Here is a 19,233-nt window from a genome sequence, read left to right as displayed (position 1 = left end):
AAAACCGCCTTTTAGCCATTACATAAGCGGTGCGCAGAATTTGCACCGCGTTGACAAGCCACCGGACCTTGTATCCGGCGAGATTGGAGAACGACATGCCTGCCGTGCAGGAAACCATTGATCAGGTCCGCCAGATCGACGTGGACCAGTACAAATACGGCTTCGAGACGAAGATCGAGATGGACAAGGCTCCGAAAGGCCTGTCCGAAGATATCATCCGCCTGATCTCGTCCAAGAAGAACGAACCGGAATGGATGCTTGAGTGGCGCCTCGAGGCCTATCGCCGCTGGCTGACCATGGACGAGCCGAGCTGGGCGCGCGTCAAATATCCGAAGATCGACTTCAACGAGATCCACTACTATGCCGCTCCGAAGGGCACGACCGGGCCGAAGTCGCTCGAGGAGGTCGATCCGGAGCTCTTGAAGGTTTATGAGAAGCTCGGCATTCCGCTGAAGGAGCAGGAGATTCTCGCCGGCGTCGAGAAGTCGAAGATCGCCGTCGATGCGGTGTTCGATTCCGTTTCCGTCGTCACCACCTTCAAGGAAGAACTCAAGAAGGCCGGCGTGATCTTCATGTCGATCTCTGAGGCGATGCGGGAGCATCCGGATCTCGTCAGGAAATATCTCGGTACGGTCGTACCGCAGTCGGACAACTTCTATGCGACGCTGAACTCCGCCGTCTTCACCGACGGTTCCTTCGTCTACGTGCCGAAGGGCGTCCGGTGCCCGATGGAGCTTTCGACCTATTTCCGCATCAACGAGCGGAACACCGGCCAGTTCGAGCGCACGCTGATCATCGCCGACGAAGGCGCCTATGTCTCCTATCTGGAAGGCTGCACGGCGCCGCAGCGTGACGAGAATCAGCTTCACGCCGCGGTAGTCGAGCTGATCGCGCTCGATGACGCCGAGATCAAGTATTCGACGGTGCAGAATTGGTATCCGGGCGACAAGCACGGCAAGGGCGGCATCTACAACTTCGTGACCAAGCGTGGCGATTGCCGCGGCAAGAACTCGAAGATCTCCTGGACCCAGGTCGAGACCGGTTCGGCGATCACCTGGAAATACCCGTCCTGCATCCTGCGCGGCGACGGCTCGCGCGGCGAGTTCTATTCGATCGCCGTTTCGAACGGCCATCAGCAGGTCGACTCCGGTACGAAGATGATCCATCTCGGCAAGAACACGTCGAGCCGCATCATCTCGAAGGGTATCGCCGCCGGCGTCTCGGACAACACCTATCGCGGTCAGGTCTCCGCCCACCGCAAGGCGGAAAACGCCCGCAACTTCACCCAGTGCGACTCGCTGCTGATCGGCGACAAGTGCGGCGCGCATACGGTGCCCTATATCGAGGCGAAGAACTCGACGGCGCAGTTCGAGCACGAAGCGACGACGTCGAAGATCTCCGAGGACCAGCTCTTCTACTGCCTGCAGCGCGGCATCCCGGAAGAACAGGCGATCGCGCTGATCGTCAACGGCTTCGTCAAGGAAGTTATCCAGGAACTGCCGATGGAATTCGCCGTCGAGGCGCAGAAGCTGATCGGCATCTCGCTGGAAGGCTCGGTTGGTTAAGACCCTGGCCCGATGAACGAACCGGCGCGCACGGGTTTGCGCGCGAGAAATTATTCGCCCAAGAGGACGATTTGAAAATGCTTGAAATCAAGAATCTGCATGCACGTATCGCCGAAGACGGCACCGAGATCATCCGCGGCCTGGACCTGACCGTGAAGGCCGGCGAGGTTGCCGCGATCATGGGCCCGAACGGCTCCGGCAAGTCGACGCTCTCCTATATCCTTTCGGGGCGCGAAGACTATGAGGTGACCGAGGGCGATATTCTCTACAACGGCGAGAGCATCCTGGAACTCGACGCTTCCGAACGTGCGGCCAAGGGCATCTTCCTCGCCTTCCAGTATCCGGTCGAGATCCCGGGTGTGGCGACCATGCAGTTCCTCAAGGTGGCGTTGAACGAGCAGCGCAAATATCGCGGCGAAGACGAACTGACGACGCCGGAATTCATGCGTCGCGTCAAGGAGGCCGCCGCCGAGCTCAAGATCGCGCCGGAAATGCTGCGCCGTCCGCTGAACGTCGGCTTCTCGGGCGGTGAAAAGAAGCGCGCGGAAATCCTCCAGATGGCGCTGCTTGAACCGAAGCTCTGCATCCTCGACGAGACCGACTCCGGCCTCGACATCGACGCGCTCAAGGTCGTGGCCGACGGCGTCAACGCGCTGCGTTCGCCGGATCGCGCCGTCGTCGTCATCACACACTACCAGCGCCTGCTCAACTATATCGTTCCGGACTCGGTCCACGTCCTCTACAAGGGCCAGGTCATCAAGTCCGGTGACAAATCGCTCGCGCACGAACTCGAAGCCAACGGCTACGCGGATATCATCGAGGCGGCAGCCTGACGCCTGTTGAAGGAGTGTTCGAATGAATATGCAACAGGCTATCAAGATGACGGCAGCCGAAACGGCGCTCGTCGACGCCTACACCGCGCAGATCGGCGATCTGCCGGGTGACGGTGCCGTGCTGTCGCTTCGCGACATGCTGGTAGACGAGCTTAAGACCGCCGGTCTGCCGACGCGGCGCGTCGAGTCCTGGCATTATACGGACCTGCGCACCTTGCTGCGGGCCGTGCCTTCCGCCGACCCGTCGGCCTTTGCCGACCGCGTCGATCCGATTGTTCCGGGCTCGTCGGTGCTTTCGGTACGCAATGGTCAGGCCGATCTCAAGAGCGTTCCCGAAGGCATAGCCGCGCGCTCCTATACCGAGAGCCTGATCGATGGCTCGGCTGTGGCCGGGCTTGCCGTGCTCGGCGCTGACGACGCGATCGGCCGGATCAATGGCGGCCTCGTTCGTGGCGGCCTTGAAATAACGATCGCCGAGGGAGCGGAATTCCAAGCGCCGATCGAGATCCAGGTCGCCCAGAGCCATGGGCAGGCGCATACGCGCTTCCCCATCTCCTTCGGAGCCGGTTCGAAGGCAACCGTGATCGAGCGACACTTGTCGACGAATGCGGAAGCAAGTTTCGTATCTTCGGTCAGCGACGTTACGCTTGCCGAAGGCGCAGACGTAATCTGGATCATCGTGCAGCAGCAGGGACCGGCCGACACCCATCTCGGTCAGATCCGCTTCGATCTCGGCAAGAGCGCGAAGCTTCATCTCTTCGTCATCAATGCCGGCGGCAAGCTGGTACGCCAGGAACTGCATGGCAGGGCGAGCGGCGAGGGCGCGGACCTGACGCTGCGCGGCATCAACCTGCTCGGTGGCGAGAGCCACACGGACGTGACCTTCACGCTCACCCATGCCGTGCCGCACACCACCTCGAGCGAGATCATCCGCAACGTAATCTTCGATCGTGCGAGGGGCGTGTTCCAGGGCAAGATCCTGGTTGCGAAGGACGCGCAGAAAACCGATGCGAAGATGGCCTGCAACACGTTGCTGCTTTCGGACGAGGCCGACATGTCGGCGAAGCCGGAGCTGGAAATTTTCGCTGACGACGTGCAGTGCGGCCACGGCGCGACCGTCGCGGATATCGATCACACGCAGCTCTTCTACATGCTCGCTCGCGGCATTCCGGAAAAGAAGGCGCGTGCGATGCTCGTCAATGCCTTCGTTGCCGAGATCGTCGAGGAACTGGAAGATGATGAGGCGCTGGTCGAGGCGCTGGAAGGCGTGATCTCGGCCTGGCTCGAAAAACACGCCTGATTGGACGAAGGACATGGAACATACTGTGCCGGTGCCGACCTATGACGTCGAAGCAGTCAGAAGGGATTTCCCGATCCTTTCGAGGACTGTCTATGGCAAGCCGCTCGTCTATCTCGACAACGGCGCATCGGCGCAGAAGCCGCAGGTCGTCATCAATGCAGTCGCCCATGCCTACGCCCAAGAATACGCCAACGTCCATCGCGGCCTGCATTTCCTCTCAAATGCCGCGACGGAAGCCTATGAAGGGGCGCGCGAGAAGGTCCGTCGTTTCCTGAATGCGCCGTCGGTGGAGAACATCATCTTCACCAAGTCCTCGACGGAGGCGATCAATACGGTCGCCTATGGCTACGGCATGCCGAAGCTCGGCGAGGGCGACGAGATCGTGCTTTCGATCATGGAGCACCATTCCAACATCGTGCCTTGGCATTTCATTCGCGAGCGCCAGGGTGCGAAGCTCGTCTGGGCGCCGATCGACGACGACGGCGCGTTCCACGTGGAGGATTTCGTCAAGTGCTTGACGGAGCGGACGAAGCTCATCGCCATCACCCACATGTCGAATGCGCTCGGCACTGTGGTGCCGGTGAAGGAGATCTGCCGCATCGCTCGTGAGCGCGGCATTCCGGTGCTCGTCGATGGCAGCCAGGGCGCGGTCCACATGCCGGTGGACGTCCAGGACATCGATTGCGACTGGTACGTGATGACGGGCCACAAGCTCTATGGCCCGTCCGGCATCGGTGTACTCTACGGCAAGACGGAGCGGCTCAAGGAAATGCGTCCCTTCCAGGGCGGTGGCGAGATGATCGAGGAAGTGACCGAGGACCGTGTCACCTACAACGATCCGCCGCACCGCTTTGAGGCGGGCACGCCGCCGATCGTTCAGGCGATCGGGCTCGGCTATGCGCTCGACTACATGGAGAAGCTCGGCCGCGAAGCGATCCGGGCGCATGAGGCGGACCTCACCGCCTATGCCCGCGAGCGCCTGTCGTCGGTCAACTCCCTCCGCGTCTTCGGTGACGCGCCCGGCAAGGGCAGCATCTTTTCCTTCGAGATCGCCGGCGTCCACTCGCACGACGTTTCAATGGTGATCGATCGCGCGGGCGTGGCCGTCAGGGCAGGCACCCATTGCGCGCAGCCGCTCTTGAAACGCTTTGGCGTCACCTCCACATGCCGTGCATCCTTCGGCCTCTACAATACCCGGGCCGAGGTCGACGCGCTGGCGGAAGCGCTCGAACATGCGCGCAAGTTTTTCGCTTAGGGAGACGGATATGAGTCTCGAGCAAACGCAAGAAAAGGTCGATGTCCGCGAAGGCATCGTGCATTCGGCCATTCCGGCCGAGGAACTGGCACGCCTCAGCGACGACATCATCGCCGCGCTGAAGACGGTTTACGACCCGGAGATTCCTGCCGATATCTTCGAACTCGGCCTCATCTACAAGATCGACATAGAGGACGACCGTATGGTCAAGATCGACATGACGCTGACGGCACCCGGCTGCCCCGTTGCCGGCGAAATGCCGGGCTGGGTCGAGAACGCTGTCGGCGCCGTCGAGGGCGTTTCGGGCGTCGAAGTGACGATGACCTTCGACCCGCCGTGGACGCCGGACCGCATGTCGGAAGAGGCGCAGGTCGCGCTCGGCTGGTACTGAGCCCGCGAGCGGCATATTGATCCGTTAACACACGGGCATTACATTCAATCTGGAAAGCGCCGGGCCTTTAACCCGGTGACATGAAGGAGACCGAGCCTATGGGCTTTGCCGTGATGAGCCTCACCGACGCCGCTGCCGGCCGCGTCCGGTCGATCGTCGAGAATGCCGGCAATGATGCCAAGGGCATTCGCTTGAGCATCAAGAAGGGCGGTTGCGCCGGCATGGAATATGCCGTCGATCTCGTGACCGATCCCAACGCCAAGGACGATCTCGTCGAACATGAGGGCGCCAAGGTCTGGGTCGCGCCGGAAGCCGTGCTCTATCTGCTCGGTACTCAGATGGATTTCGAAGTGACCGCCTTGCGCTCCGGCTTCACCTTCAAGAATCCAAACCAGACGTCCGCATGCGGCTGCGGCGAATCGGTCGAACTGAAGCCCGCAGACCTCGCAGCACTTGCCGCCCAGGGCAATCCGGTGGTGCGCCCGAACTGAGCGGCTGCGCACGTCTCTTGCATTGAGAAAAAAGCCCGGCTGACGCCGGGCTTTTTTCTTTGCCGAGAGTGAGGGGGCGTGCGCGGGTCACGCCTCCGGCTCAATTTACTCCGCCGCCTCCGCGTAGCTTTCGATAGGCGGGCAGGTGCAGACGAGATGGCGGTCGCCATAGACATTGTCGACTCGGTTGACCGGCGACCAGTATTTGTCGACGCGGAAGGCCCCGGGCGGGAAGCAGGCCTGTTCGCGAGAATAGGGCCGATCCCAATCGCCGACGAGGTCTTCCACCGTATGTGGCGCATTCTTCAGCGGATTGTTGACCTGGTCCATCCGGCCTTCCTCGATCGCGCGAGCCTCTTCACGAATCGCCAGCATCGCATCGCAGAAGCGGTCGAGTTCCGCCTTTGTCTCCGATTCCGTCGGCTCGATCATCAGCGTGCCGGCGACCGGCCAGCTCATCGTCGGCGCATGGAAGCCGCAGTCGATCAGCCGCTTGGCGACATCGTCAACCGTCACGCCGGCGCTTTCGGCGAGCGGCCGCGTGTCGATGATGCACTCGTGCGCGACGCGCCCCTTGGCCGACTTGTAGAGCACGTCATAGGCGCCCCTCAGCCGTGCCGCGATATAGTTGGCGTTAAGGATCGCCACCTTCGTCGCCTGGGTGAGGCCTTCGCCGCCCATCATCAGGCAGTAACTCCAGGAGATCGGCAGGATCGACGCCGAACCGAAAGGAGCGGCGGAAACCGCGCCTTCATGCCCGCCGGTTTCCGGATGGCCGGGAAGGAAGGGAGCCAGATGCGCCTTGACGCCGATCGGCCCCATGCCGGGCCCCCCGCCGCCATGCGGAATGCAGAAGGTCTTGTGCAAGTTCAGGTGGCTGACGTCCGCACCGATGTCTCCCGGGCGGGCAAGGCCGACCATGGCGTTCATGTTGGCGCCGTCCAGATAGACCTGGCCGCCATGCTTGTGGACGATCTCGCAGAGCTCGCGGACATTCTCCTCGAACACGCCGTGCGTCGAGGGGTAGGTGATCATGCAGCAGGAGAGGGTGTCCGCATATTGCTCGGCCTTGGCGCGGAAGTCGCCCATGTCGATCTCGCCGACGTCGCTCACCTTGACGACGACGACCTTCATGCCGGCCATTTGCGCGGAGGCCGGGTTGGTGCCGTGCGCCGACGTCGGGATGAGGCAGACGTCGCGATGGGGATTGCCATTGGCGATGTGATAGCCTCGGATTGCAAGCAGCCCGGCATATTCGCCCTGGGCGCCTGAATTCGGCTGCATCGAGATCGCGTCATAGCCGGTAATGGCGCAGAGTTTTTGCGACAGGTCTTCGATCATGTGCCGGTAGCCGAGCGCCTGGTCGGTCGGCACGAAGGGGTGGATCTCCGAAAATTCAGGCCATGTGATCGGCAGCATCTCCGCCGTCGCATTGAGCTTCATCGTGCAGGATCCGAGCGGGATCATCGCGCGGTCGAGCGCGAGATCCCGGTCGGCGAGGCGGCGCATATAGCGCGTCATCTCGCTTTCTGCGCGGTTCATGTGGAAGATCGGATGGGTGAGATACTCACTGGTCCTGAGCAGCGCCTGCGGCAGGCGATAGCCCGGCTCGAACTCCTCCACCTTGAAATCGCCGCCGAAGGCGCGCCAGACCGCTTCGAGCGTGACGGGCCGCGAGCGTTCGTCGAGGCTGATGCCGATCTTGGTCGAGCCGATCTTGCGAAGGTTCACTTCTTCGGCGACTGCGGTCTTCAAGATGATGCCTTGCAGCTTGCCGACTTCGACGGTGATCGTGTCGAAGAACACGTCCGGCTCGACGGTATAGCCGAGCTTTTCGAGCCCCATGGCGAGGCGGACCGTCTTCTGGTGCACGCTCTGGGCAATCGCCTTGATACCCTGCGGACCATGGAAGACCGCATACATCGAGGCCATGACGGCCAGCAGCACCTGGGCGGTGCAGATGTTCGACGTGGCTTTTTCGCGGCGGATATGCTGTTCACGCGTCTGCAACGACAACCGGTAGGCGCGGTTGCCGCGCGAATCGACCGACACGCCGACGAGGCGGCCGGGCATGGAGCGCTTGTAGGCATCCTTGACGGCCATATAGGCAGCGTGCGGGCCGCCGTAGCCGACCGGTACGCCGAAGCGCTGGGTCGAACCGACCGCAATGTCGGCGCCCATTTCGCCCGGAGACTTCAGAAGCGCCAGTGCCAGCGGATCGGCTGCGACGGCGGCGATTGCGCCCTGCTCATGCAGCTTCGCGATCAGGCCGGAGAAGTCGCGAACGTGGCCGTAGGTGCCGGGATACTGGAAAATCGCACCAAAAACGCCCGCGGCGTTCAGATCCTTGAAGGGATCGCCGACGACGATCTGCCAGCCGAGCGGCTCGGCCCGGGTCTTCAGAAGCGCAATCGTCTGAGGATGGCAGTTCTCATCGACGAAGAAAGCCTTCACCTTCGACTTGGCGACACGCTCGGTCATGGCCATGGCTTCGGCCGCCGCCGTCGCCTCATCGAGCAGCGAGGCGTTCGCGACATCGAGACCCGTCAGATCACAGACCATCGTCTGATAGTTGAGCAGCGCTTCCAGCCGCCCCTGGCTGATTTCCGGCTGATAGGGCGTGTAAGCGGTGTACCAGGCCGGGTTCTCCAGAATGTTGCGCTGGATCACCGGCGGCGTGATCGTGCCGTAGTAGCCCTGGCCGATGAGTGAGACGAGTTTCTGGTTGCGGTTCGCCGTCTCGCGCAGCTTGTCGAGCGCTTCGCGCTCCGTCATCGGCGTGCCCCAGGCAAGCGGCGTCTTCTGCCGGATCGACGGCGGCACGGTGTCGTCGATCAGCGCGTCGAGGCTCGGATAGCCGACGACCTTCAACATCTCTTCCATCTCGGCCGGCGAGGGGCCGATGTGGCGTCGGTTGGCGAAATCGTAAGGCTTGTAGTCGGTAAAGGTGAAGTCCTTGGGCATGCTCATCAGCCGATAAGCTCCTTATAGGCCGCCTCGTCGAGAAGCGCGTTGGCTGAGCTCGGATCGGAAAGCTTCAGCTTGAAGAACCAGGCCGCGCCCTGCGGGTCGCTATTGACGAGCGAGGGATCGTCGACGATCGCCTGGTTGACCTCGACCACTTCGCCGTCGAGCGGACAATAGACGTCCGATGCCGCTTTGACGGATTCGACGGTCGCGGCCGAGGCGCCCTTGGAGAAAGCGGCACCGGCTTCCGGCAGCTCCACGAAGACGAGATCGCCGAGCTGACTCGCTGCATGTTCGGTGATGCCGATGGTCGCGATGTCGCCGTCGATCTTCAGCCATTCGTGTTCTTCGGTGAATTTCAGCATACGCACTTCTCCTGGGTCAGCGCTTGTAGGTTTGTTTGACAAAGGGCAGGGCAGAGACGGTGAGGGGCAGATATTTGCCGCGCACCTCCGCGAAAAGCCTAGTGCCGTTTTCCGCATGCTCGGCGTCGACATAGCCCATGGCGATCGGGCCATCGACGCTCGGGCCGAAGCCGCCGGATGTGACGGTACCGGCCGCCTGCTTGCCTTCCGCATCGATGAAAAGCTTGGCCCCACCGCGAACCGGCGCTCGGCCTTCCGGCTTCAGGCCGACGCGGCGACGGCTGACGCCATCGGCAAATTCGGCAAGGATCCGGTCCGCGCCCGGAAAACCGCCGGCCCGCGTGCCGCCGGAGCGCCGGCTCTTCTGGATTGCCCATTCGAGCGAGGCTTCGACCGGCGTCGTGCCCGTGTCGATGTCATTGCCATAAAGACAAAGGCCGGCCTCGAGGCGAAGCGAATCACGCGCTCCGAGACCGATCGGCATCACATCCGGGTGTTCCAGCAGGCGCTGCGCCACATCCACCGCCGAGGCCGCGGGAACCGAGATCTCGAAGCCATCCTCACCGGTATATCCGGAGCGCGAGATGATGCAGCTCACGTCGTGGAGGTCGGCCTCAGTCACGTCCATGAAGCGCATCGATGCGACATCCGCCCAAAGCTCTCCGAGCACGGCTTCGGCGCGTGGCCCCTGAAGGGCGAGCAAGGCGCGGTCGTCAAGGAGCGTGACTTCGCAAGTGTCGCCGACGCCGCGCTTCAAATGCGCGAAATCGGCATCCTTGCAGGCAGCATTGACGACGAGGAAGAGATGGTCGCCGCGGTTGGCGATCATCAAATCGTCGAGGATTCCGCCTTCGGCATTGGTGAAAAGTCCGTAACGCTGGCGATCCTCAGCAAGACCGAGAACATCGACCGGCACCAGCCGCTCGAGCGCGAGTGCCGCATCCTCGACGCGCCCGGATTTCGGGCGAATCACGATCTGTCCCATGTGGGAGACGTCGAAGAGACCGGCTGCGGCCCGCGTATGCAGGTGTTCCTTCAGCACGCCTTCCGGGTATTGCACCGGCATGTCATAGCCGGCGAAGGGCACCATGCGCGCACCAAGCGAAAGGTGCAGCGCGTGCAACGGCGTGTGCTTCAGATGGGAAAGGTCTTCCAAGTCCGGCCTCCAGGTCTGGCGCATTCGCGCGCCGGCTCACACTACCGGCGTGAAAACGCCGACAAATTCGAGCCCCCTCTGTCCCTTTGCCTGAGATTGTTATCCCTTCGGCGAGCGTAAACGCTTCTCTCCAGAGTCCTACCGGCACCTTGCTGGTCCTTTGGCCTGAGAGTTTCCGGGGCGGTTGCTCCTTCGGCACCGGATCGAACCGGTTTCTCCCAACAAGGTCGTCTCCAGATAACGGCGAAGGCCGGATTTTGGCAAGTGCCTATGTCGCGACCGAACATATTTTTGTCGCCGTCGCTTCACCATCGTCCGCGGGGAGCATCCTGCGACAAATCAGCCTTTGCAAATCCTGCCGGTTGTGGGTAACGAGAAACGGGACAATGAGGCGGAAATGATCGGGCGTGGGAAAAAATGGCGGATGACGGTGCGGCTGGTCGCAGCCTTTGCACTCGTCTTTCTTTCCTTTGCCCACAAGCCGGCCCTTGCAAAGGGGCTAAGTCTCGCGACGTCCGCCGAATATCTTCTTCCCGATGGCACCTTCGCCGATATCTGCTTCGGTACCGAAGGCGTCGACCATGACGCGGGGCGTGGCAAGTCGTCTTCAAGCGCCCCGATCTGCGAAGCCTGCCGTCTCGCGGCATCCGTCCTCCTGCCAACGCCGACCGGCGAAAGCATGCCAGCCGAAAGGGGCAACTGGCTTGCAAAAGCACCAATCGTCGAGGCAGAGGCAGCGCTGGCGCCCCTGCGCCTGCTGCCGCCCTCCCGTGGCCCTCCGCGTCTGTCGTAACGCACTGAAACCATTCCACTATCGCAGCCGCTGAGGCGGTATCGACCACGAGCGCCGGAGCTTCTCGTTTGAAGGCGCGTGGTACGGGGATTACGACATGACCAAGATCAGATTTGCTTCTCTCACCACCGGCCTGACGCTCGCTGCCGCCGGTTTCGCTCATGCTCACGCGACGTTCGAAGTCGACAAAGCACCCGCCGAAAAGACCTTCAAAGCGGTTCTGCAGGTGCCGCACGGCTGCGACGGCAAGGCGACGACGGAAGTGCAGGTGAAGCTGCCCGAGGGCTTCGTCTTCGCTAAGCCGCAGCCCAAGCCGGGCTGGGAAGTCGAAATCGTCGAGGGCGGCTATCAGAAAACCGACGACGATCACGGGACGAAGGTTTCGTCCGGTCCTATCGAGATCCGCTGGAAGGGCGGCAATCTGCCGGATGAATATTACGACACATTCGTCATCCGCGGAAAACTCTCAGGCTTCGACCAGGAAACCGTGCTCGCCTTTCCGACAACGCAACTTTGCGGCGCCGACGGCAAGGTCGTCTGGGATGAGGTGCCGGCCAAGGGGCAGGACGCCCATTCGCTGAAGAACCCGGCGCCGACCGTGACGGTAACGCTTGCCGGTGGAGACGAGCACGCGGGACATGGCGGAAAGCAGGGGCAGGAAGTGACCGCTGGCCCGGTCGAGGCCGGCGATCTCCAAATCTCGGGCGGGGCGGTGAAGGCGATGCTTCCGGGCGCCAAGGTGGGTGGCGGCGGCTTCGTCGTCAAGAACAACGGCGACACCGACGACCGGCTGCTTGCCGTGGAAAGCCCGGCCGCCGGACGCGTCGAACTGCATGAGATGACGATGGAGAACGACGTCATGAAGATGCGTAAGCTCGACGATGGCATCGCGATCCCTGCCGGCGAGACCGTCGAACTCAAGAGCGGCGGCCTGCACCTGATGTTCATGGAAGTGAAAAAGCCCTTCGCCGAGGGCGATGGCGTGCCGGTGACGCTCAGCTTCGAGAAGGCTGGGAAAGTGGACTACGTCCTGCCGGTCGGCGCCGCAAGCGGCCACAATACGCCCGGTCATGAACATAAATAGTCCCGAGCGGCGGCATTGACCGCGCAATGCGCCGTGGTTCGCGCGAGCCCGCTTTCTGACCGGTTCATTTTCCCTGAATAAACCGGTCAAGCATCTCGGCGATCTCGTCGCTTTGCTGCCCTTCGTCTTCGTCCGGATTCTCGTCCGGCAGGCTCTCCTGTTGGTCGCCACTCTCTTCGTCTTGCATATATTCGAGATAGCGGCGCAGCGCCTCGGCCTCGCTCTCCTGCGGCGGGCGACGGTTGGCGCTGATCAACATGAGTGCCAAGGGCAGAGCGCTCCTTATCGTCGGGATTGCTCCCTGGTGGCGCGGCGGCTCTTTGCCGACCGAAAGGAGCGTGATCGCCTCATCGGCCGGACCATCGCCGCGCACGCGCGCGGATGGCTTGACGGCTTCCGCCGCGTAAGCCGCCGTCGTCGCGGAAACGGTAACGACTTGGGTCATCCTCTTCACCCTGGATCACGAATGTTCTTCCTGTGCCAGATTTCGCTTGCGGCCTGGTGAAGTCGAGTGCTCGGGTTTTAGGCAAATCCTAGTATTTGGTGGCTCGGGCTGAGAACAGTTGCGGAGCTTGTTGGAGAGACCGAAGGCGAGGAGGCAACCACATCGTCGAGGGCTGCGCAGCGTTTGCTCTCCACTACACGCAAATTTCTATACCGACGGTTGAGCAGCATGTACAATCGCCGTCGCAATGAAGAAAACGACGCAGTCCTGCGCAGTGCAAGTGCATCGGGGAACAATAATCAGGAAAGGACGAAGCTCTATGCGCGCGATCGTATTATTGCTAGCGATCTCTACTTTGTGCGCGTGCTCGCAAACAGGGAGGCCCGACACCGAGCGCTACAGAGAGCGCTATTATGGGGGGCAAGGGGAGTATTACACCGGCGTCGTACCGCCGACGCCCTTCTAATGAGATTGCCCGTACCTGCATCAAAAGAAATGGCGCGCAATGGCCGCACGTGGACAGGCGATCCTGCGCCGTCGCTTTGGCGGGGCTCGGAGCCCAACATCTTGCGATCTTCCCGTGGCCTGCCGCAAGACCGAGTGACGAGTGGGTGCGACCGCGAAGTTGGAATTGATCCTGCGCGTATGGCGGAATATCAATGGTCATCAATCTGTTAGGAAAGGTACGAGGCCTATGCGCAAAATCGTATTGCTGCTCGCACTCGCAACGCTAGCGGCGTGTTCGCATACCGGAGTCGGCTATGTCGGCGGCGAGGGTGAGTATTATCAAGGGATCGTTCCGCCGCGGTGATTCTGCGGCCGTGCGAGCCTGACATCAGCCGCCGGCAGGCCACCTCATCATCCAATATCGGTCCTGTCTTCGACGCATTTCTGCGGCGATCATGGTCTCGTCGCGCCGCAGGGAAAGGCGCTGCGCCGCGGCCATACCGTCTCGCCAGACGGACATGGGCGCGGTCCTCCATTTCATGCAGCCAGAGGGAAACACCCGACCAGAGAGAGGAGCGCTTCGCTCTTTACGTGTTTTTCTCAATACCCAACCCGCAGCCCGCCGGGGCTTGCAGCGCCGAAATCGGGAACCGGGTTCGGCCCATACCACTGCGCGTAAGTCGTGTTGCCGGCGCCAGTGCTTGCGCAGCCCGACAGTACAACAAGCATCAAGATCGTCAGATATTTGAGGGGCATGGACTCTCCGATTCGGCTTCGTCAGACACGGCCAAATTGCGGCATCCGAAGCGCCTAGTCCATTGGTTTGACATGACTCTCTTGCTTTTTCTTACGGTCAAGGTTGCAACCATCTGGTTCAATCGCACACTGTAGCCTTGAAGATCGGGCAAAGGCTCGAAGTCGTCCGACAACGGGAGAGCAGCAGTGATTGAAAAACCACGCGTGTTCGGAGCGGCGTACAGCGTTTACGTGCGGATCGTTCGGCTTACGCTGGTCGAGAAGGGTGTGGATTACGATCTCGTTCCTATCGATATCTTTGCGAGCGACGGCCCGCCACCCGCCTACCTAGAACGGCATCCGTTCGGGCGCATTCCTGCCTTTGAACACAATGGATTCAGGCTGTACGAGACCGGTGCGGTAACGCGCTACGCCGACGACGTGTTCGACGGGCCGAAGCTTCAGCCTGCCGATGTTCGGGAGCGAACCCGTTGCAATCAACTGATGAGCATCGCTGACAACTACGCCTATCCCACCTTGGTGTGGAGTATTTATGTGGAGCGAATCTCCAAGCCGGCGAAGGGCGCGACCGCTGATGAAGCCACCATTGCCGCAGCGCTTCCGAAGGCGCGGATATGCCTGAAGGCCATGTCAGACATCATGGGGACGGCGCCCTGGCTTGCCGGCGAGACCATATCGCTGGCCGACCTCTATGCCGCACCGATGTTCGATTACTTCCTCGTGGCGCCGGAAGGCCGGGAGATGATCCGGCAATACGACAATCTGGCGGGGTGGTGGGCCCGAATCGCTGCCCGGCCCTCGATGAAGGAAACTCAGCCAATCCACATGGACTGACCGCTTCGACCGTCGCCAACGCCGGTGGTCAGAAGCGCTTCTTGAGAAAATAGCGCGGAATAGAGCCCGGTCCGCCTTCGAGTTCGCCGAAGAGCTCGAAGCCGAGCTTCTCGTAGAAAGGTCGCGCCTGGAATTCGAAGGTGTCGAGCCACAGGCCGATATAGCCGCGCGCCTTGGCGATCTTCTCCGCTTCCTCCATGAGCCGCCGGCCGAGCCCGTGCCCGCGATATTCTTCGGGGATCGCCAGATAGCGGATGAAGGCCCAGCCATAACCGTCGACGGCATAAAGCCCACCGACGGCCGCTCGCGTTTCCGGATCGCGGATGATGACGGCAAAGCCGGGCTGGTCGGCCATGCCGCTGTTGGCAGTGTTATAGACGTTCAGCGCCGCGACGATGGCGCGGATGTCGTCAGGATTAGGATCGGTGGGGATGATGTCGAGGAGGGGAGTGGGCATATACCTTTGCTCTCTCTTTAGACGGCAAAAGCCCAAGGTGTGACCCTTGGGCTTTCCCGGAGTAGTTCAGCAGCAGCAGCCGGCGCTGCTAATCAGGAGCACCCGCTCGTCGCACCACACGTATCGCACTTCTCGCACGTACCATTCCGCACCATCGTGAAGTTCTGGCACTCGGAGCACATGTTGCCGGTGTAGCCCTGCATGATAGAGCGGGCGCGGCGTTCGGCTTCGACCTTCTTGGCCTCGCTCTTGGCGGACGCAGCCTCCGCCGCCGCCTTGTCGGAGAAGAGGGCGGTTACTTCCTGTTCGACCTCTTCAGCGATCTCCTCGGCAAGCTCGGCGGCGCGCTCCTCGTAGTCGCGCTTGAAGGCGACGACTTCCGAGGTGGTCGCAGCCACTGCTGGCTCCAGCCTGCGGGCGGCATTGCCGGCGATCGAGGTCACCGTGGCGCCGCCGGAGGCGCGGGCAGGGGCGGCGGTTGCGGCACCCTTCGGCTCGGAGCGGTCGCCCGAGCCGCCGACGAGCGTCGGCTTGTAACCACGGGTCCAGCCGGTCGAGACGAGATTGGTCTTGCCTTCCTGGATGCCGCGACCGAGCGCCGTGTTGCTGAAGTCTGAGGTATCGACATGCGCAAGGTCGTGGCGGCCGAGATAGGAGACGGCGAGCTCGCGGAAGACATAGTCGAGGATCGACGTCGCGTTCTTGATCGCGTCATTGCCCTGGACCATGCCGGCCGGCTCGAACTTGGTGAAGGTGAAGGCCTCCACATATTCCTCGAGCGGCACGCCATATTGCAGGCCGAGCGAGATGGCGATGGCGAAGTTGTTCATCATCGCGCGGAAGGCGGCACCTTCCTTGTGCATGTCGATGAAGATCTCGCCAAGACGACCGTCGCCGAATTCGCCGGTTCGCAGGTAGACCTTGTGGCCACCGACGATCGCCTTCTGGGTATAGCCCTGGCGGCGGTTCGGGAGTTTCTCACGGGCACGCACGACCTTTTCGATGACGCGCTCGACGATCTTCTCGGTGACCGCGACAGCCTGGGCCGCAGCCGGCGCCTGCATCAACTCTTCGATCACTTCCTCGTCCTCTTCGTCCTCGATCAGCGAGGCGTTCAGCGGCTGCGACAGCTTGGAGCCGTCGCGATAGAGGGCGTTGGCCTTCAGCGCCAGCTTCCAGGAGAGCATATAGGCGTTCTTACAATCCTCGACGGTCGCCTCGTTCGGCATGTTGATCGTCTTCGAGATCGCACCCGAGATGAAGGGCTGAGCGGCTGCCATCATGCGGATGTGGCTTTCGACCGAAAGGTAGCGCTTACCGATCTTGCCGCAGGGATTGGCGCAATCGAAGACCGGCAGGTGCTCGGCTTTCAGGAATGGCGCGCCTTCGAGCGTCATCGCGCCGCAGACATGGATATTGGCGGCTTCGATGTCCTTCTTCGAGAAGCCCAGGTGCTCGAGGAGGTTGAAGTCCATCGAGGCGAGCTGCTCGTCCGTGACCTTGAGCGTCTCCTTGAGGAAATCGGCGCCGAGCGTCCACTGATTGAAGACGAACTTGATATCGAAGGCCGATTTCAGTGCGGCGTTGACGGCATCGACCTTCTCGTCGGTGAAGCCCTTCGCTTTCAGCGTCGCCGGGTTGATGGCGGGCGCCTGGTTGAGGTTGCCGTGGCCGACGGCATAGGCCTCGATCTCGGCGATCTGGCTCTCCGTGTAGCCGAGCGTGCGCAGCGCTTCCGGCACGGCGCGGTTGATGATCTTGAAATAGCCGCCGCCGGCGAGCTTCTTGAATTTCACCAGCGCGAAGTCAGGCTCGATGCCGGTGGTGTCGCAATCCATGACGAGGCCGATTGTGCCGGTCGGCGCGATCACCGTCGCCTGGGCGTTGCGGTAGCCGTGCTTCTCGCCGAGCTCGACCGCCTTATCCCAAGCGCTCTTGGCATGCGCGATCAGCTCCTGATCGGGGCAATCGCCATGGACGAGCGCGACCGGATTGACCGAGAGCCCCTCATAGCCGGCCGTCTCGCCATGAGCCGCACGGCGATGGTTGCGCATGACGCGCAGCATGTTGTCGCGGTTCGGCGCAAAGCTGGGGAAGGGGCCGAGCTTGGCGGCGATTTCTGCCGAGGTGGCATAAGCGACGCCGGTCATGATCGCCGTCAGCGCGCCGGCGATGGCGCGGCCTTCGCGCGAATCATAGGGAATGCCGGATGACATCAGGAGACCGCCGATATTGGCATAGCCGAGGCCGAGCGTGCGGTATTCATAGGAGAGCTCGGCGATCTCGCGCGACGGAAACTGCGCCATCATCACCGAGATTTCGAGAACGATCGTCCAGAGCCGGACGGCATGTTCGTAATCGCCGATGTTGATCCGCTTGGTGGCGGCATCCTTGAACTGCATCAGGTTGAGCGATGCGAGATTGCAGGCCGTGTCGTCGAGGAACATGTATTCCGAGCACGGGTTCGACGCGCGGATCGGGCCGGCAGCCGGGCAGGTGTGCCAGTCGTTCATCGTCGTGTTGAAGTGCAGGCCCGGATCGGCCGAAGCCCAGGCGGCATAGGAGATCGACTCCCAGAGGTCGCGGGCCTTCACGGTCTTCATTACGCGACCGTCCTTGCGGGCGGTCAGGTGCCAATCGCCATCGGCCTCCACGGCGCGCAGGAAGTCGTCCTTGATCGAGACGGAGTTGTTGGAGTTCTGCCCGGAGACGGTCAGATAGGCTTCAGAGTCCCAGTCCGTGTCATAGGTCTTGAACTCGATGTCCTTGTAGCCCTGGCGCGCGAACTGGATGACGCCCTTGACGTAGTTTTCCGGAACCAGAGCCTGCTTGGCAGCGCGGATCTCGCGCTTCAGAGCCGGGTTCTGCTTCGGGTCGAAGCAGGCATCGTCGCTGCCGTCACAGTTGACGCAGGCCTTCATGATCGCCTTCAGGTGCTTGGCGACGATCTTCGAGCCGGTGACGAGAGCGGCGACCTTCTGCTCTTCCTTCACCTTCCAGTTGATATATTCCTCGATATCCGGATGGTCGATGTCGACGACCACCATCTTGGCGGCGCGGCGCGTCGTGCCGCCCGACTTGATGGCGCCGGCAGCGCGGTCGCCGATCTTCAGGAAGCTCATGAGTCCCGACGACTTGCCGCCGCCCGAGAGCTTCTCGCCTTCGGCGCGCAAGTGCGAGAAATTGGAGCCGGTGCCGGAGCCGTATTTGAAGAGGCGCGCCTCGCGCACCCAGAGATCCATGATGCCGCCTTCGTTCACGAGGTCGTCGGCAACCGATTGGATGAAGCAGGCATGCGGCTGCGGGTGTTCGTAAGCGGACTTGGACTTCGTCAGCTTGCCGGTGAAGGGATCGACATAGAAGTGACCCTGGCCGGGACCATCGATGCCATAGGCCCAGTGCAGGCCGGTGTTGAACCATTGCGGCGAGTTCGGCGCGACGCGCTGGGTGGCGAGCATGTAGGCGAGTTCGTCACGGAAGGCGGACGCATCTTCCTCGGTATCGAAATAGCCGCCCTTCCAGCCCCAGTAGGTCCAGGTGCCGGCCAGGCGATCAAAGACCTGTCGGGCATCGGTTTCGGAGCCGTACTGCTCTTCCTTCGGCAGCGCCTTCAGCGCTTCCGCGTCCGGAACCGAGCGCCACAGGAAAGAGGGCACGTCGTTTTCCTCGACCCGCTTCAGCTTCACAGGCACGCCGGCCTTGCGGAAATATTTCTGCGCGAGAATATCGGCGGCGACCTGCGAGAACTGCGCGGGCACGTCGATATTCTCGAGCCGGAAAACGATCGACCCGTCTGGATTCTTGATCTCACTCGTCGCCTTGCGGAATTCTATCTCGGCATAGGCGGATTGCCCTGCCTTCGTGAAACGACGCTCGATCTTCATTGTCCCGTCCTTTGTTGCCGTGCGCCAAGGCGCAGTTAACCCCGCCCGGCCGCGAGGGTTCCCGCAGCCAGCTTCAGCTTCCATCGATGTGAGGAAACCCAGCTCCTGGGTAACCCTGTATCTTGTGATGATGCTGGCCGCAAACACTAAATATAGTATTAACAGGTTGTTTATGCCAGCGCGAAATGCTGCTTCGGCGCCCTAAAATTC

At 61.8% G+C, this 19,233-nt stretch carries 16 protein-coding genes and 1 riboswitch; of the genes, 9 read left to right on the top strand and 7 right to left on the bottom strand.

Features of this window, described 5'->3' with window-relative positions; translation table 11 throughout:
• Positions 1–95 precede the first annotated feature (95 nt).
• The 6 genes from sufB (at position 96) to sufA (ending at position 5,835) form a co-directional block, all read left to right on the top strand.
• Positions 96–1,565 carry a Fe-S cluster assembly protein SufB gene (sufB, locus tag AYK65_RS12965; RefSeq protein WP_026614028.1) on the top strand — a complete coding sequence of 490 codons (1,470 nt, stop codon included), beginning with the start codon at positions 96–98 and terminating at the stop codon, positions 1,563–1,565.
• Between the two features lie 77 nt (positions 1,566–1,642).
• The gene (gene sufC / locus AYK65_RS12960) at positions 1,643–2,398 is read left to right on the top strand and encodes a Fe-S cluster assembly ATPase SufC (protein WP_026614029.1); all 756 of its coding nucleotides are present in this window, start codon (positions 1,643–1,645) and stop codon (positions 2,396–2,398) included.
• A gap of 22 nt (positions 2,399–2,420) precedes the next feature.
• The gene (gene sufD / locus AYK65_RS12955) at positions 2,421–3,698 is read left to right on the top strand and encodes a Fe-S cluster assembly protein SufD (RefSeq protein ID WP_081158646.1); all 1,278 of its coding nucleotides are present in this window, start codon (positions 2,421–2,423) and stop codon (positions 3,696–3,698) included.
• 13 nt (positions 3,699–3,711) lie between these two features.
• Positions 3,712–4,953: a cysteine desulfurase gene (locus AYK65_RS12950; protein ID WP_046120927.1), complete on the top strand. Its 1,242-nt coding sequence runs from the start codon at positions 3,712–3,714 to the stop codon at positions 4,951–4,953.
• Between the two features lie 10 nt (positions 4,954–4,963).
• A complete protein-coding gene (locus AYK65_RS12945) occupies positions 4,964–5,344 on the top strand; it encodes an SUF system Fe-S cluster assembly protein (protein WP_026614032.1) in 381 nt (126 codons plus the stop codon).
• A gap of 98 nt (positions 5,345–5,442) precedes the next feature.
• Positions 5,443–5,835, top strand: coding sequence for a Fe-S cluster assembly scaffold SufA (gene sufA, locus AYK65_RS12940; RefSeq protein WP_026614033.1), 393 nt, complete (start codon positions 5,443–5,445; stop codon positions 5,833–5,835).
• Positions 5,836–5,940: 105 nt separating this feature from the next.
• Here the strand turns inward: sufA and gcvP are convergent, their stop codons facing one another.
• Genes gcvP through gcvT form a run of 3 tightly spaced genes read right to left on the bottom strand, consistent with a single transcriptional unit; the run spans position 5,941 to position 10,323 of the window.
• Positions 5,941–8,805 carry an aminomethyl-transferring glycine dehydrogenase gene (gene gcvP / locus AYK65_RS12935; protein ID WP_081158644.1) on the bottom strand — a complete coding sequence of 955 codons (2,865 nt, stop codon included), beginning with the start codon at positions 8,803–8,805 and terminating at the stop codon, positions 5,941–5,943.
• Positions 8,805–9,167 carry a glycine cleavage system protein GcvH gene (gcvH, locus tag AYK65_RS12930; RefSeq protein ID WP_026614035.1) on the bottom strand — a complete coding sequence of 121 codons (363 nt, stop codon included), beginning with the start codon at positions 9,165–9,167 and terminating at the stop codon, positions 8,805–8,807. The genes gcvP and gcvH overlap by 1 nt, the downstream gene beginning before the upstream one ends.
• Before the next feature lie 16 nt (positions 9,168–9,183).
• On the bottom strand, positions 9,184–10,323 hold the full coding sequence (gene gcvT, locus AYK65_RS12925; protein WP_026614036.1) for a glycine cleavage system aminomethyltransferase GcvT: 1,140 nt from the start codon (positions 10,321–10,323) through the stop codon (positions 9,184–9,186).
• Between the two features lie 143 nt (positions 10,324–10,466).
• Positions 10,467–10,554, bottom strand: a riboswitch (glycine riboswitch).
• Between the two features lie 166 nt (positions 10,555–10,720).
• On the opposite strand from gcvT, the gene AYK65_RS12920 reads away from it, so the two are divergent.
• Together AYK65_RS12920 and AYK65_RS12915 are read left to right on the top strand one after the other, a co-directional pair.
• Entirely contained in the window at positions 10,721–11,116 is a 396-nt protein-coding gene (locus AYK65_RS12920) for a hypothetical protein (RefSeq protein ID WP_081158704.1), read from the top strand.
• A 97-nt stretch (positions 11,117–11,213) separates the two neighbouring features.
• Positions 11,214–12,200 carry a DUF1775 domain-containing protein gene (locus AYK65_RS12915; RefSeq protein ID WP_081158642.1) on the top strand — a complete coding sequence of 329 codons (987 nt, stop codon included), beginning with the start codon at positions 11,214–11,216 and terminating at the stop codon, positions 12,198–12,200.
• A 64-nt stretch (positions 12,201–12,264) separates the two neighbouring features.
• On the opposite strand, the gene AYK65_RS12910 is transcribed toward AYK65_RS12915, so the two are convergent.
• On the bottom strand, positions 12,265–12,645 hold the full coding sequence (locus tag AYK65_RS12910) for a hypothetical protein (RefSeq protein WP_046120929.1): 381 nt from the start codon (positions 12,643–12,645) through the stop codon (positions 12,265–12,267).
• Between the two features lie 1,047 nt (positions 12,646–13,692).
• Complete coding sequence (locus AYK65_RS31670; protein ID WP_139015644.1) at positions 13,693–13,848, bottom strand: hypothetical protein; 156 nt, start codon at positions 13,846–13,848, stop codon at positions 13,693–13,695.
• 186 nt (positions 13,849–14,034) lie between these two features.
• On the opposite strand from AYK65_RS31670, the gene AYK65_RS12905 reads away from it, so the two are divergent.
• A complete protein-coding gene (locus AYK65_RS12905) occupies positions 14,035–14,682 on the top strand; it encodes a glutathione S-transferase family protein (RefSeq protein ID WP_046120930.1) in 648 nt (215 codons plus the stop codon).
• Positions 14,683–14,710: 28 nt separating this feature from the next.
• Here AYK65_RS12905 and AYK65_RS12900 read toward each other — a convergent pair whose 3' ends face one another.
• Together AYK65_RS12900 and AYK65_RS12895 are read right to left on the bottom strand one after the other, a co-directional pair.
• A complete protein-coding gene (locus AYK65_RS12900) occupies positions 14,711–15,139 on the bottom strand; it encodes a GNAT family N-acetyltransferase (RefSeq protein ID WP_026614041.1) in 429 nt (142 codons plus the stop codon).
• 92 nt (positions 15,140–15,231) lie between these two features.
• Positions 15,232–19,023, bottom strand: coding sequence for a vitamin B12-dependent ribonucleotide reductase (locus AYK65_RS12895; protein ID WP_081158640.1), 3,792 nt, complete (start codon positions 19,021–19,023; stop codon positions 15,232–15,234).
• Positions 19,024–19,233 lie beyond the last annotated feature (210 nt).

It is taken from the genome of Ensifer aridi, from assembly GCF_002078505.1.
In the GTDB taxonomy this organism is placed as follows: Bacteria; Pseudomonadota; Alphaproteobacteria; order Rhizobiales; family Rhizobiaceae; genus Sinorhizobium; species Sinorhizobium aridi.
The sequence above is the reverse complement of the archived record's forward strand: the minus strand, read 5'-3'. Positions and strand labels throughout refer to the sequence as shown.